Origin of the sequence: Pseudonocardia sp. ICBG1034, from assembly GCF_020131375.1 — a bacterium.
In the GTDB taxonomy this organism is placed as follows: Bacteria; Actinomycetota; Actinomycetes; order Mycobacteriales; family Pseudonocardiaceae; genus Pseudonocardia; species Pseudonocardia alni.
This window is the reverse complement of sequence record NZ_JAHLEK010000017.1, coordinates 1,072,008-1,085,103: the sequence shown is the minus strand read 5'-3', so window position 1 is coordinate 1,085,103 and position 13,096 is coordinate 1,072,008. Positions and strand designations below refer to the sequence as shown.

At 76.0% G+C, this 13,096-nt stretch carries 12 protein-coding genes; 1 reads left to right on the top strand and 11 read right to left on the bottom strand.

Annotated features, from left to right (window positions below; genetic code table 11):
* Positions 1 to 299 precede the first annotated feature (299 nt).
* Entirely contained in the window at positions 300 to 704 is a 405-nt protein-coding gene (locus tag KPF22_RS19775) for an STAS domain-containing protein (RefSeq protein ID WP_224402922.1), read from the top strand.
* Positions 705 to 771: 67 nt separating this feature from the next.
* Here KPF22_RS19775 and KPF22_RS33225 read toward each other — a convergent pair whose 3' ends face one another.
* From KPF22_RS33225 to KPF22_RS19720, 11 genes are all read right to left on the bottom strand, one after another.
* Positions 772 to 1,386 (bottom strand): C40 family peptidase, encoded by a 615-nt coding sequence (locus tag KPF22_RS33225; RefSeq protein ID WP_308010436.1) that lies wholly within the window; start codon positions 1,384 to 1,386, stop codon positions 772 to 774.
* Between the two features lie 179 nt (positions 1,387 to 1,565).
* A complete protein-coding gene (locus KPF22_RS19765; RefSeq protein WP_224402921.1) occupies positions 1,566 to 2,252 on the bottom strand; it encodes a hypothetical protein in 687 nt (228 codons plus the stop codon).
* Between the two features lie 112 nt (positions 2,253 to 2,364).
* Positions 2,365 to 2,733, bottom strand: coding sequence for a hypothetical protein (locus KPF22_RS19760; RefSeq protein WP_208824480.1), 369 nt, complete (start codon positions 2,731 to 2,733; stop codon positions 2,365 to 2,367).
* Positions 2,734 to 2,817: 84 nt separating this feature from the next.
* Positions 2,818 to 4,113: a HAMP domain-containing sensor histidine kinase gene (locus KPF22_RS19755; RefSeq protein WP_224402920.1), complete on the bottom strand. Its 1,296-nt coding sequence runs from the start codon at positions 4,111 to 4,113 to the stop codon at positions 2,818 to 2,820.
* Positions 4,110 to 4,808 (bottom strand): response regulator transcription factor, encoded by a 699-nt coding sequence (locus tag KPF22_RS19750; protein WP_374107505.1) that lies wholly within the window; start codon positions 4,806 to 4,808, stop codon positions 4,110 to 4,112. Before KPF22_RS19750 ends, KPF22_RS19755 begins: the two co-directional genes overlap by 4 nt.
* Positions 4,809 to 4,858: 50 nt before the next feature.
* The gene (locus tag KPF22_RS19745; RefSeq protein WP_224402918.1) at positions 4,859 to 6,361 is read right to left on the bottom strand and encodes an APC family permease; all 1,503 of its coding nucleotides are present in this window, start codon (positions 6,359 to 6,361) and stop codon (positions 4,859 to 4,861) included.
* A 178-nt stretch (positions 6,362 to 6,539) separates the two neighbouring features.
* Positions 6,540 to 6,938 (bottom strand): hypothetical protein, encoded by a 399-nt coding sequence (locus KPF22_RS19740; protein ID WP_208824489.1) that lies wholly within the window; start codon positions 6,936 to 6,938, stop codon positions 6,540 to 6,542.
* A 127-nt stretch (positions 6,939 to 7,065) separates the two neighbouring features.
* Positions 7,066 to 9,918: an FAD-binding and (Fe-S)-binding domain-containing protein gene (locus KPF22_RS19735; protein WP_224402917.1), complete on the bottom strand. Its 2,853-nt coding sequence runs from the start codon at positions 9,916 to 9,918 to the stop codon at positions 7,066 to 7,068.
* Between the two features lie 53 nt (positions 9,919 to 9,971).
* On the bottom strand, positions 9,972 to 10,778 hold the full coding sequence (locus KPF22_RS19730) for an enoyl-CoA hydratase/isomerase family protein (protein ID WP_062402079.1): 807 nt from the start codon (positions 10,776 to 10,778) through the stop codon (positions 9,972 to 9,974).
* 23 nt (positions 10,779 to 10,801) lie between these two features.
* The gene (locus KPF22_RS19725) at positions 10,802 to 11,539 is read right to left on the bottom strand and encodes an SDR family NAD(P)-dependent oxidoreductase (RefSeq protein WP_100880943.1); all 738 of its coding nucleotides are present in this window, start codon (positions 11,537 to 11,539) and stop codon (positions 10,802 to 10,804) included.
* 118 nt (positions 11,540 to 11,657) lie between these two features.
* Positions 11,658 to 12,629, bottom strand: coding sequence for a tetratricopeptide repeat protein (locus KPF22_RS19720; protein WP_208824492.1), 972 nt, complete (start codon positions 12,627 to 12,629; stop codon positions 11,658 to 11,660).
* Positions 12,630 to 13,096: the final 467 nt, after the last annotated feature.

Genomic DNA, 13,096 nt, shown 5'->3' with positions numbered 1-13,096 from the left:
CGGGGCCCGGCGGCCCGGGGGATCTCCGGTGCGGTCGGCATCGTCGTGAGTATCCCCGCAGGGGCGCCGAACCGCCGGGGGAGCGGACCGCACCCTGGACACCCGGTGTCGGCGACGGCTACGGTGACGGACCGGGCCCGTCGACCGTGACGATCCCGGTCCAGCTCGACGCACCTTCGGGCGACGCCTCCTCGGAGCCGTCGCCGTTCAGCCGTCCGGTACAGCTCAGTGCCCCGACGGCACCACGGGCCGACCGTCCCCGCAGCCGGGACCGGCCCCACCTCCCTCCTGGCGGACCCATGACCGCGCCCACGCCATCCCGTCGTCTCCTCCTCGTCCCCGAGCCCGACCCCGCTCCCGCCGACCCGCAGGTCGAGGTCGGGTGCGGTCCCGCCGCGACCGTCGTCGTCGGCGTGTCCGGCGACCTCGACCTCGCCACCGGACCCGCGGTCGAGGTGCGGGTGCTCGCCGCCGTCGACCTCGCGGCGGGTGGCCGGGTCGTACTCGACCTCAACGCCGTCCGTTTCCTCGGGCTGCGCGGGGTCTCGATCCTGCGCGCGGCCGCCGACCGCGCCCGTGACCACGGGACCGCGGTCGTGGTGGTACTGGACCCGGCGGCGCCTGCGGCCCGGGCACTGAGGCTGGTGCCCTGCCTCGGTCTCACCGTGGTCGCGGTCGACACCCCGGTGGCCGACGCGTCCTGACCGGGCGGGTGCCGCCGCCGTCGCCGGTCCACGCCGCCGGTCCACGCCGCCGGTGCCACCGGCGGCGTCAGCGGGGCGCCGGGGCCTGCCGCGGGGCCGCCGGTGACGGGGGCAGCGGCGGTGCGGCGGGGGCGTCGAACCAGGGCTCGTCCGGGATCGACGGGTCCGGCGTCTCCCGGACCGCCGGGTCCCCGACGCCGTCGGTGGCCTGCGCCGGTCGTGTCGCGCCGAGGTAGTCGTCGCCGCGCCACCGGTACCAGGAGGTCTGCACCGGCCGCCCGAACGTCGGAGCGCTCACCATCCGGTCCTGCCCGACGAACAGCCCGACGTGGTGGACCTTGGCGACGGTGCCGTAGAAGACCAGGTCACCCGGGCGCAGCGGGGAGCCGGCGGGGACCCGCGGGCCGCGGCGGTACTGGGCGTGCGCGGTCCGCGGCAGGACGACGCCGGCCTTGCCGTAGGCGAACGCGGTCAGCCCGGAGCAGTCGAAGCCGCGGTCGCCGTTCTCCGGCCCGTTGCCGCCCCACACGAACGGCAGCCCGATCTGGCGCAGGGCGACCTCGACCGCGGTGGCCGCACGCTGCTCGGGCGTCACCGCCGGCCCGGCCGCGGCCACACCGCCGGTGACCAGCAGCAGGACCACGGCGGCGAGCGTCGTCGCGAACGGGGACCGAAGCGGCACGGCGTTCCTCCCGGTCGCCCGCGGTCGGCGGGTGCGACGGGGCCACCGGGCGGTGACCTGCGCCGAACCTAGGGACGGGACCGCGGCGACCGGAAGCGGAAGCGATCGAGCGGGTGAACGGGGTGACCCGGTCGGTGCCGCGTGGGTCCGGGGACCGGCGCGGCACCGACCGGGGCGGGTCAGCCCAGGCCCGGGATGCCCGGCATCTGCGGGAGCACCGGCGTCGAGGCGAACAGGTCGAGGTACATGCCGCCGGACACCAGCAGTCCCAGGACGCCGAGCACCAGGCCGCCGAGGGCGACCGGCCGGACCCAGGCGCCCGCGGCGGGCCGGGCGGCCGGGCCGAGGACCAGGACGAGCCCGACGAGGACCGCGACCAGCGCGACGACGCCGTTGACCACGGCGGCGACGTCCCAGGGCGCGCCGTAGAAGGATTCGATGGTGTCGCCCGGGCCGCCGGTCGCGGCCTGGATCTGCCCGACGAGCGACTCGCGCTCGCGCAGCATGTCGCCCACCGAGGTGCCGGTCAGCGAGGCGAGACCGAGCCCCGCGGCGACGACGGCGCCCGCCCCGGCGAGGCCGCCGCCGGAGGCGGTGTCGGCCGGGGCCCCGGCGGGGGTGGCGGCCGCGGTGCGCACGGGGGCGGCGCGGCGGGTGCCGGCGGCGTCATCGGTGGCCGCGCCCGCGGTCGCGGTGCCGTCGGTGGCGGTGGAGCCGGTGGCCGCGCCATCGGCGGTGTCGGTGTCGGTCGTGGCGGGGCCGTCGGCGGTCGCCCGGTCCGTCGCGACGGAGCCGGCCGCGTCGTCGGTCTCCGGGGTGCCGGTCGCCGTGCTGCCGTCCGTGGGCCTGCTCGTGTCGGAAGCCATGGGCCGCACCGTACGCGAGGTCAAGATCGCCGTGACGGCCCCCCACCTGGGCGGATACGCCGTCGTGTCCGTTCCGTCGGGCCCGTCACCGGATGGGGGCGGTGACCGGTCGCTACCCGACGGTCGCGCCGGCCGCGGTCCGGCCGGCGGGTTCGCCGGTGCCGGCGAGCACGGTGACACCGTCCGCGGGGGACCCGGCCCCGACCCGTCGCACGGGGCCGTCGCGCAGCCCGGACAGCACGACCTCGATCCGGGCCAGCACCGCCGTGCGGGTGCGTCCGTCGACGCCGACGACGTCGACGACCACCGTGCCGAGCGCCGCCGAACCCGACGCGGCCCACTGCCCGGACCAGCCGAGCACGATGCCCGGCCCCGCGGGTGGGGGCGCGGACCCGACGGTGCGGTGGTCGAACCCGAGGGTCCGCAGGACCGGGTCGGTGGCGAGGGCGTCGCGGATCCGCTGGTCGGGCGTCGTGGTCATGCGGGCCTCCCGGTGCCGACCGTCGTCGATCATGTCCGGTACCGACGGTAGGGAGCCCGTGTGCCACGGGGGATGAGGTGGAGGTTAGGAGGAGGTAAGCGATCGGCCGTCCCGGACCGGTTCCAGCGGCAGCAGCAGGGTGACCACCGACGGCGACCGGCGGGCGGTGAGCCGTCCGCCCTCGGCCTCGGCGAGCCGCCGGGCGAGGGCGACCCCCAGGCCGCGCCGGCCGTCGCTGCCCGACAGGTCCTCCTCGGCCACCCCGGGCCCCTCGTCGGCGACGTCGACGGCCACGGCGTCCGGCCCGGCCTCCCGGGCGGTCAGCGTGACCGCGCCGGCCCCGTGCTGGACGGCGTTGTCGAGCAGCGCGGCGACGACCTGGCGGACCGCCGCGGCGGAGGCGGGAGGGTCGGGCAGGGCGCCGTCGCGGGACACCGAGAACGACCGCCCGGCGCGGGCCAGCCGGTCGCCCCATTCGGCCTGCGCCTCGTCGAACAGCCGGGCGAGGTCGACCGGTACGGCGTCACGGCTGCGTTCGCGGGCGAGCAGCAGCAGCTCGTCGATGGTGCGTTCCAGCCGGTCGACCGAGGCCAGCCCGTCCTCCACGGTCGCCGGCCGCAGCAGCGCCGGGTCGTCGAGCGCGGACTCCAGCCGCAGCCGCAGCCCGGCCAGCGGCGTCCGCAGCTGGTGCGAGGCCTCCGCGGAGAACGCCCGCTCGCGGGCCAGCAGGTCGTCGAGGCGGCCTGCGGTGTGGCCGAGCGCGGACCCGACGCGGTCGAGCTCCCCGATGCCGGTGGGCGCGGGACGGACCCCGAAGTCGCCCTCGCCGAGCCGGGCCGCGTCGCGGGCCATCGACTCCAGCGGCGCCGACAGGTGCGCGGCCAGGCGCATCGCGAGCGCCCACACCGCGACCAGCACCAGCCCGGCCAGCGCGACCATGCCGAGGTAGAGGGGTACGAGCGAGGACCACACCGCCGAGGTCGGGCGGGCCGCGCGCACCACCCCGACGACGTCGTCGCCGTCGGTCACCGGGGACACCGCGACGAGCTGCCCCGGCGGGGAGGAGGACAGACCCCGGTCCAGGACCCGGTCGACGCCCTCGTCGCCCTCCGGCGGGCCGTCGCCGGTGGTGCGGTCGCCGTCGGAGTCGTAGAGCGCGACGGCGGTGTCGTCGTCGCGGCCGTCGGGCAGCCGGGCCGGGACCCGGTCGTGGACGACGTCGTCGTAGACCGAGCGGGCGGCGAAGTCCGCGATGCGCTGCAGCGACTCGCGCTGCTGGGCGACGGTGTAGCGCTCCAGCCCGGCGGCCAGCGGGACCCCGAACAGCACCAGCGTCACCCCGACCGCGACGAGGGTGAGGCGCACGATGCGGCGTCTCACCGGAGGCCCCCGGGCAGCTCCAGGCGGTACCCGTGCCCGCGCAGGGTGGTGATCAGCGGGACCCGGGGGCCGTCGTGCGCGGCGAGGTGGCGGCGCACCGCGGCCACGTGCACGTCGAGGGTCTTGGTGGAGCCGAACCAGTGCGCGTCCCACACGTCGGTCATCAGCACCTCGCGGCTCAGCGCGGTACCCGGGTCGGTCGCGAGCCGGGCGAGCAGGTCGAACTCGCGGGTGCGCAGGACCAGCTCCCGCCCGGCGACGGTGGCGCGGCGCGCCCCGGTGTCGACGCGCAGGTCCCCGACCTCCAGCACGTCCTCGGTGCGGTCGCCGCCGGCGCGCCGCAGGTGCGCCCGGATCCGGGCGAGCAGCTCGGCCAGGCGCACCGGCTTGGTCAGGTAGTCGTCGGCGCCGGCCTCCAGGCCGAGGACCACGTCCATCTCCGCGGTCCGGGCGGTCAGCACGACCAGCACCGCGTCGGGGCGCAGCGTGCGCAGTCGACGGCACACCTCGACGCCGTCGAGGTCGGGCAGCCCGAGGTCGAGCAGGACCAGGTCGAACGGGGTGTGCCCGGCCGCAGCGAGCGCCGGGCCGCCCGCCTGCTCCCACCGGACGTCGTAGCCGTGCCCGGTCAGGCTGCCGCGCAGGACGTCACCGATCGTGCGGTCGTCCTCGACGAGCAGGATGCGGGCGTTCACCGGCCCGATCATCGTCCATCCGGCCGGGCCGCCGCACCCCGTGCGACCTCCTAGGAACCGCCGTAGGGCGGCTCACCCGTCTCCGGGACGAGCACCGGGGTGTCCTCGTCGAGGGTCTCGCCGCGGAAGAACGGCCGCAGCCGCACCGCGCAGGCCAGCATCAGCGGCACACCGAGCGCGATCATGCCGACGCCGATCACGAACACCCCGCCGACCGGACCGAAGGAGGTCTCGCCGTAGGCCGGGTCGAGCATGTCGACCGAGCTCTGCACGAACGCCCACACCATGACCACGCCGCCGAGCAGCGGCAGCAGACCGCGCAGCAGCAGGTCGCGCGGCGAGCGGAGCAGGGTGCGCCGGAAGTACCAGACGCAGGCGAACGCGGTGATGCCGTAGTAGAACGCCACGGCCAGGCCGAGCGAGGCGACGGTGTCGAGCAGCGCGTCGGAGCTGACCAGCCCCAGCACCAGGTAGAACACCACCGCGGACAGCCCCATGACGACGGTGGCGAACCCGGGCGTCGCGTAGCGGGGGTGGACGCTGCCGAAGCGGCGCGGGACCGCCCCGTAGACGGCCATCGCCAGCGCGCCGCGCGCGGTGGGCAGGATCGTGGTCTGGGTCGACGACGCCGCCGACACCGCGACGGTCAGCAGCAGCACCGCGGTGAGCACCGAGCCGCCCATCGGGGCGCCGAGCAGGGTGAGCACGTCCTCGGAGTGCTCGGGGTTCGCCAGGCCGATCCCGGTCGCGCCGAACCCTGCGTAGGACTGCAACGCGACGGCGACGACGACGTAGATCGCCAGCAGGATCACCGTGGCCAGCAGCGCGGCCCGGCCGGGGGTGCTCGTCGAGCCGCGGGTCTCCTCGCCGACGGCCAGGCAGGCGTCCCAGCCCCAGTAGACGAAGATGCACAGGATCAGCGCCTGCGCGGCGGCGGAGCCGGAGATCCCGGTCGGGTCGAACCAGCTCCAGCTCGGCAGCACGGCCTGCGGGCCGGCGTCGCCGGAGTACACGAGCCACAGCGCCCCGGCGGCCAGTACGGCGAGCACCACGATCTGGAAGACGATCAGCGCGTTCTGGAACCGCTCGGACAGCACGATCCCGCGGTGGCTGACCCACGTCATGACCAGGATGAACAGCACCCCGACGCCGACCTTGACCAGCGTGTTCTCCGCGGCGGCGACGAACCCGAGCGCGCGCAGGGTGTACACGGCGGCGATCTCGGCGACGTTGGCCAGCACGATGATCGCCGACACCGCGACGCCCCAGCCGCCCATCCACCCGACCCACGGCCCGAAGGCCTTGGTGCCCCAGGTGAACGTCGTCCCGCAGTCGGGCACCGCGCGGTTCAGCTCGCGGTAGGCGACGGCGACGAACAGCATCGGCACGAACGCGACGAGGAACATCGCGGGCGCCTTCTCACCGACGGCGAGGACGACGTAGCCGAGCGTCGCGGCCAGGCTGTAGGCCGGTGCGGTGGCGCCGAGCCCGATGACGGTGTTGCCCCACAGGCCCAGCGCTCCGGTGCGGAGACCCTTCGGGCCGGCCTCCACGACGGGAGGCGGTGCGGCGGCGGTCAACCGCCGTTCTCGGCGGTGAGGATGGTCAGCACGGTGGTCGTTCCCCGTCTCGTCGGCTCCCGCCCGGGCCGGCGGCGGCACACAGGATGCGGCACGGACGCGCCCGAACGGAAACGGCGGTGTCGCGTCTCACGCCGCGACCCCGCCGGGGTCAGAACTGCCGGTGCGGCGTGCCCCGCACGCTGAACCAGTAGGCGCCCGCCTCGGCGCCGGAGATCCCGGTGCGGACCTCGGCGGTGGCCGGACGGCCGAAACGGCGCCGGATCGCCTTGCGGGCCGTCTTCTCGATGCGGGCGGCGAGCCGCTCCGGCTCGGAGCACCCGGACATGGTCAGCACGGCGACGAAGGCGTACCGGGCGGGTCCGCGCCGCGGCCAGGGGCCGGTGCCGTCGGCCAGGGACAGCTCGACGGTCATCGGACGCTTGCGGTGCGTGTACAGGGCACGGGTCAGCTCGGCCTCCACGACGTCCGCCTCGACGCCCGCGGGTGCCTCGACCCGGACGACCGCCATCACGGCGTTCGCCGCGGCCCCACCTGTCACCACGGTCACGGTCTCGGACTCCTTCCGGGTGCACGTCGCCCCCGACGGAACGCGCATCACGGACATTCATCCCCGGTCCCGGGGGGTCTAAACAAGGACTTGACCGAAAAAGAGGCGTCAGGATCACGAGAATCGCTCATCTTGTCACCCGTTCGAGCACCTCCAGGACGTGCTCGTAGTCACGCCCGGTAGCGCGGCTCATGCCGAGCTCGCAGGTCCGGTTGCAGGAGGCGTGGGCGTCGGCGTCGACCCCGGCGAGCTCCCAGGCCTGCGGTGCGGTGGCCGCCGCGGTCAGCTCCGGGTGCAGCATCCCGCGGTCCCCGGCGAACCCGCAGCAGCTCCACGAGTCGGGGACGACGACGTCGTCGGCGACGGCCCCGGCCAGGCGCAGCAGCGGGTCGAGCAGGCCGAGCTGGGTGGCCGAGCAGGTCGGGTGCAGCACGAGCCGGGCCAGCCGGGCGGACACGGTGAGCGCGGGCAGGATCCGGTCGGCGGTGAACTCGACGGCGTCGAGGACCCGCAGGCCGCGGTAGCGCTCGGGGCCGGACGCGACCATCACCCGCAGCCCCTCGGTGCACGACGACGCGTCGGACACCACCGGGACCGCCCCGGCGCGGGTCGTCGTCCACAGCGCGGGCAGGACCCGCTCGGCCATCGCGGCGGCGCCGTCGGTGAGCCCCTTGGACTTCCACGGCGTGCCGCAGCACAGCGACCCCAGGCCGGCGGGTGCGCTCGCCCGCAGGCCCGCCCGCGCGCAAAGCCGGGCGAACGCCTCGCCCGCGCCGGTGCCCGCCGAGCCGAACATGGCGCCGGTGCAGGAGGAGAACAGGACGAGGTCGGCGTCGGTGGACACGAGCCCGCCGGGGACCCGGTTCCCGCCGCCGCGGGGCAGGTCGGGGCTCCACTGCGGGACCTGCTCGGGGTCGGCGACCCGGCGCAGCGCGGCCGAGACGGGCGCGGCGCCGGGTACGGCCCGCGCGAGGGTGAGGGCCAGCCCGGCGGCCCGGGTGGTGGCGCCCCAGTGCTTCGCCGCGAGGGTCCAGCCCGCGCCCGCGGCGCCGTGGTCGCGTTCGCCGCGCAGCCGTCGCACCAGGTCACCGGTGTTGATCAGGACCGGGCAGGCGGTGCCGCACATGCCGTCAACGGCGCAGGTGTCGACTCCGTCGTAGGCGTAGTCGGCCTCCAGCTCGGCGAGCAGGGCATCGTCGCCCGCGGCCCGGGCGGCGGCCATCTCGCGGCGCAGCACGATCCGCTGCCGCGGGGTGGTGGTCAGGTCACGGCTGGGGCAGACCGGCTCGCAGAACCCGCACTCCACGCAGCGGTCCACCTCGGACTCGACGGCCGGGGCGGACTTGAGTCCGGCCAGGTGCGCGGTCGGGTCGTCGTCGAGGACGACGCCGGGGGAGAGGATCCCCTGCGGGTCGCAGAGCCGCTTGATCTCCTGCATGACCTCGTAGAGCTCGTCGCCGTACTGGCGGCGGACGAACGGCGACATCATCCGGCCGGTGCCGTGCTCGGCCTTGAGCGTCCCGCCGTGGGCCAGCACGAGGTCGACCATGTCGTCGGTGAACCGGCCGAAGCGGTCCCGGCCGCCCGCCGTGCCCGAGTCGTCGAGGTCCTCGGTGAGCATGAAGTGGACGTTGCCGTCCTTGGCGTGCCCGAAGATCACGGCGTGGTCGTAGTCGTGCTTCGCGAACAGCGCGATGAGGCCCTCGCAGGTCGCGAGCAGATCCGGGACGGGTACGGCGACGTCCTCCAGCAGCGCCGCGGTGCCCGGCGGGCGGGCGCCCGCGACCTTGGCGTAGAGCGCCTTGCGCAGCTTCCACAGCCCGGCCTTCGCGACCGGGTCCGCGGACAGCTCCCGCGGGCCCCGCAGCGGCAGCCCGGAGATCAGCCCGGAGGCGTCCCCGGCGAGCTGGGTGACCTCCTCGACGGTGTGCCCGCGGTACTCCACGAGGAACGCGGCGTGCTCGTCGACGGTCAGTGCCCGCAGCCGCGGGTCGGCGTCGGTGTCGCCCTGTCCGACCCGCAGCGACGTGGCGTCCAGCAGCTCGATCGTCGCGGCGCCGGAGTCCACCAGGCCGGGCAGCGCGCGGTTGGCGGCGGCGAGGTCGTCGAACACCAGCAGCCCGGTGCGGGTGTGGGCCAGCACCGGAACGGTGCGCATGGTGATCGAGGCGAGGAACGCCAGCGTCCCCTCCGAGCCGACGAGCAGCCGGGCCAGGATCTGCACCGGGTCGTGGTGGTCGAGGAAGGAGTTCAGGCCGTAGCCCATGGTGTTCTTCAGGGAGAACTGGCGCTCGATCTCGGTGCGCAGCGCCGCGTCGCCGCGGAGCCGGTCGCGCAGCCGCGCCAGACCCGCCCACAGCCGGGGCTCGCGGGCGCGCAGCTCGTCGTCGGCGCCGGGGGCGCCGGTGTCCAGGGTGGTGCCCGAGGGCAGGACGAGCTCGACGGAGTCCAGCAGCGCGTAGCTGTTCGCGGCGGTGCCGCAGGCCATACCCGAGGAGTTGTTCGCGACGACCCCGCCGAGGGTGCAGGCGACCTCGCTGGCCGGGTCCGGGCCGAGCATCCGGCCGTACCGGGCCAGGCGGGTGTTGACCGAGCGCACCGTCGCGCCCGGCCCGACCCGCACCCGGGCGCCGTCGCCCTGGATCTCGATGCCGCGGAAGTGGCGGCGTACGTCGACGAGGATGCCGTCGGTGACGGCCTGACCGGACAGGCTCGTCCCGCCGGAGCGGAAGGTCACCGGCACCCCGCCCGCGGCGCGGAACAGCGCGGCGACCTCGGCGGCGCTCGACGCCGTCACCACCGCGGCCGGGGTGCGGGCGAAGTGCGACGCGTCGTGCGCCATCCGGAGCCGGTCGATCGCCCGGGTGGCGACGGCGGCGGGGCGGACCGCGGCGGCGAGCCGGTCGTGCAGGGCGTGCACGGCCGGGCGGCCTGCCGGGTCGGTGGGCGGTGTCTCCGCGGGCGATCCGGTGAGGGTCACGGTGGTGCTCCTGGCGTGTGGTGGGACGCGCGTGCACCCACCCTGCCCCAGGGTCAGCCCCGTGCCGAGGGGAAGTTCGGGGGACGCTTCTCGCGCAGCGCGGCGGCGCCCTCCACCACGTCGGGGCCCATGAAGGTCAACATCTCGTAGGCGGCGGACTGCTCGAAGGCCGGCCCGGCGCTGCGCAGCCACGAGTTCAGTGCCCGCTTGGTGAGCCGGATGGCCTGCTGGGAGCCGGTGCCCAGGGCGTGCGCGACCCGCAGCGCCTCGTCGAGGACCTGCTCGCGCGGCACCGCCTTGGCGACCATCCCGAGCCGCTCGGCCTCCGCGCCGGTGACCATCTCGCCCGTCAGCAGGTAGTAGCGGGCCTTCGCCATCCCGGCCAGCAGCGGCCAGATGATCGCGGCGTGGTCCCCGGCGGCGACGCCGAGCCTCACGTGGCCGTCGCCCAGCTTCGCGTCCTCGGCGGCGATCGCGATGTCGGCCAGCAGCGCGACGACCACCCCGGCCCCGACGGCGACCCCGTTGATCGCCGACACGACCGGCTTCTCGCAGTCGATGATGTTCCAGACCAGGTCGGACATCTCCCTGAGCATGTGTGCGACGCGCTCGTGGTCGCCGGCCATCCGCTCGACCATGCCGAGGTCCCCGCCCGCGGAGAACGCCCTCCCGGCGCCGGTGATCACCGCGACCCGGGTGGCGGCGTCGGACGACACGTCCCGCCAGACCCGCGCGAGCTCGCCGTGCAGGACCTCGTCGGCGGCGTTGTACTTCGCCGGGTTGTCGATGGTGATGAGCAGGACGCCGTCGTCGCGGCGCTCGAACCGCAGCTGGGTGTAGGAGCTCGGGTCGAGGGTCATGGGGGTCCTCCCGGGGGCTGCGGTCAGAGCATGGACAGGCCGCCGCTGACGCTGACGGTCTGCCCGGTGAGGTAGTCGGCGTCGGGGGAGGCGAGGAAGGCGACGGTGGCGGCGACGTCCTCGGGGCGGGCCAGGCGGCGGAACGGGATCGCCTTCACCAGGGCGTCGCGCAGCCGGTCGTTCCCCTCGACGACGTCGGCGAACAGCGCCGTGTCGGTGGGTCCGGGGCACACGCAGTTGACGTTGACACCGTGCCGGGCGACCTCGCGGGCGAGGGTCTTGGTGAACGCGATGACCCCGCCCTTGGCGGCGGAGTAGACCGCCTCACCGCTGGACCCGACGCGGCCCGCCTCGGAGGCGAGGTTCACCACCGTCCCGGAGCCCTGCGCGATCAGGTGCGGGACGACGGCGTGCGCGGTGTGCAGCACCCCGAACAGGTTGATCCGCACGATCCGGTCCCAGTCGGCCGGGTCGGAGTCGACGAACGCGCCGACCTTGTCCCAGCCGGCGTTGTTGATCAGCACGTCGATCCGGCCGAGGTCGCCGCGGACCCGCTCGACGGTGTCGCGCACGGCGTCGGGGTCGGCGACGTCGAGGGCGTACGCCGTTCCGGCCCCGCCCAGCTCGGCGGCGGTCGCGGCGGCGGTGTCACCGTCGAGGTCGGTCACCGCGACCCGGGCGCCCTCCCCGGCGAGCCGCAGTGCGGTGGCGCGGCCGATGCCGCGCCCGGCCCCGGTGACGAGCACCGTCCGGTCGTCCATCCTGCCCACGGGCCGGTCCACCTCCTGGTCGCCGACACCGGTGTCGGACACCGCCCACCATGACGACACCGGCCCCCATGGTCAATCTCCGCCGGCGGGTCCGTGCCGTCGGGCCGGGTCAGCGCACCACGGGCAGCGGGCCGGAGGGCCGGTCGAAGAACAGCGGGAGGGTCTCCTCGCGCGGGTCGGGGGTCCGGGGGAGGACCCCGGTCGTGGGCTCGTCGTCCTCCCGCGGACGGCGCATCCGCGGGAGGACGCCGGTCGGGGGCTCGGGCTCCCCGGACGGCGGGCGCATCCGCGGCAGGACGCCCGTGGGCGGCTCGGGCCCGTCGGCGGGTTCCCCGGCGGGCCGCACGGCGGGACCGGTGGCGGGCACCGCGGCCGGTCGCACGCCGGGCTGGCCGGTGGTCGCGGTGGTGGGTGCCGTGGCGTGCTCCGCGGAGTCGGCCGCGGCGCGGCAGTCGGTGAGCAGCTCCCGCACGTCGTCGGTCACCGCGTGCCCGGCGCCGAGCACCCGCTCGGCGATCTCGAGCGTCGCGGCGAGCAGGCCGGCCGCGCCGCGCAGGTCGCCGGTGTCGGCACGGGCGAGCGCCAGCGCGGCCCGGGACGCGATCGTGCAGGGGTGGGACCCGCCGAGCACCCGCGCCCGCCGGGTGATCACGTCCTCGTGCCGGCGGACCGCCTCCTCGGCGTCGCCGGTCACCCGGTGGGCCGCGGCCAGGGCGTCGGCGGCCGCGAGCGACGCCGGGTGGTCCGGGCCCAGCAGCGTCTCGCGGGCGGCGAGGTTGCGGGTGGCGATCTCCAGCCCGCCGGTGCGGTCGTAGCCCAGCAGCAGCGCGACGGCGAGGCTCCCCTCGGCGACGAGCGTGTCGGCGTCGTCCGGGCCGAGGTCGCGACGGGCGGTGGTGAGGACCTGCTGGACGCGGCGGGTCGCGTCCAGCAGCGCGGGCATGTCGCCGCTGCGTCCCGCGGCGCGCACGTCGGTCGCGGCGCGGTCGTGACGGGACCGCAGGGCCTCGCGCAGGGGGTCGGCGGTCGTCGTCGACCGGTCCGCACCGTGGTGCGGGACGGTCACTCGCCGGTCGGCCACGGACACCCGACCTCCCCTCCTCACCGCGACGAGCAGTCCGGGATCACCCGGACGGCCCACTGAATCGTGACCGAACGTACCTGTAACCGGCGGTATCGCGCGCCCTGAACGATCATCCGAGGCGAAGGCCACCCTTACCGATCACGGTGCGTCGCAGGAGGCGCACCGACGGTCCGAGGCGGCGGGCCGGTCCGGACGCGGTCACCCGGCCGTGCGGTCCCTGCCCCCGGACGGGTGCACGTCCGTCGCGGTGCCTGGAGTGCGGTGTCCGGGGGCTCGACAATCGCGCGCACGCCGTGCGGAGAGGGGGCCTCGTGTCGGGGCAGGGGGACGCCGACCACACCGATGGTGAGGTCGCGGACGACGCAGGGGCGGTGAGGCGTCCGGTCACCGGCGCCGACCCCGCCGCCGGTGACCGAGTGGGGCGGCCGGCGCGCCGACCGTCCCGACCGCCGCCTCCGCGGCCC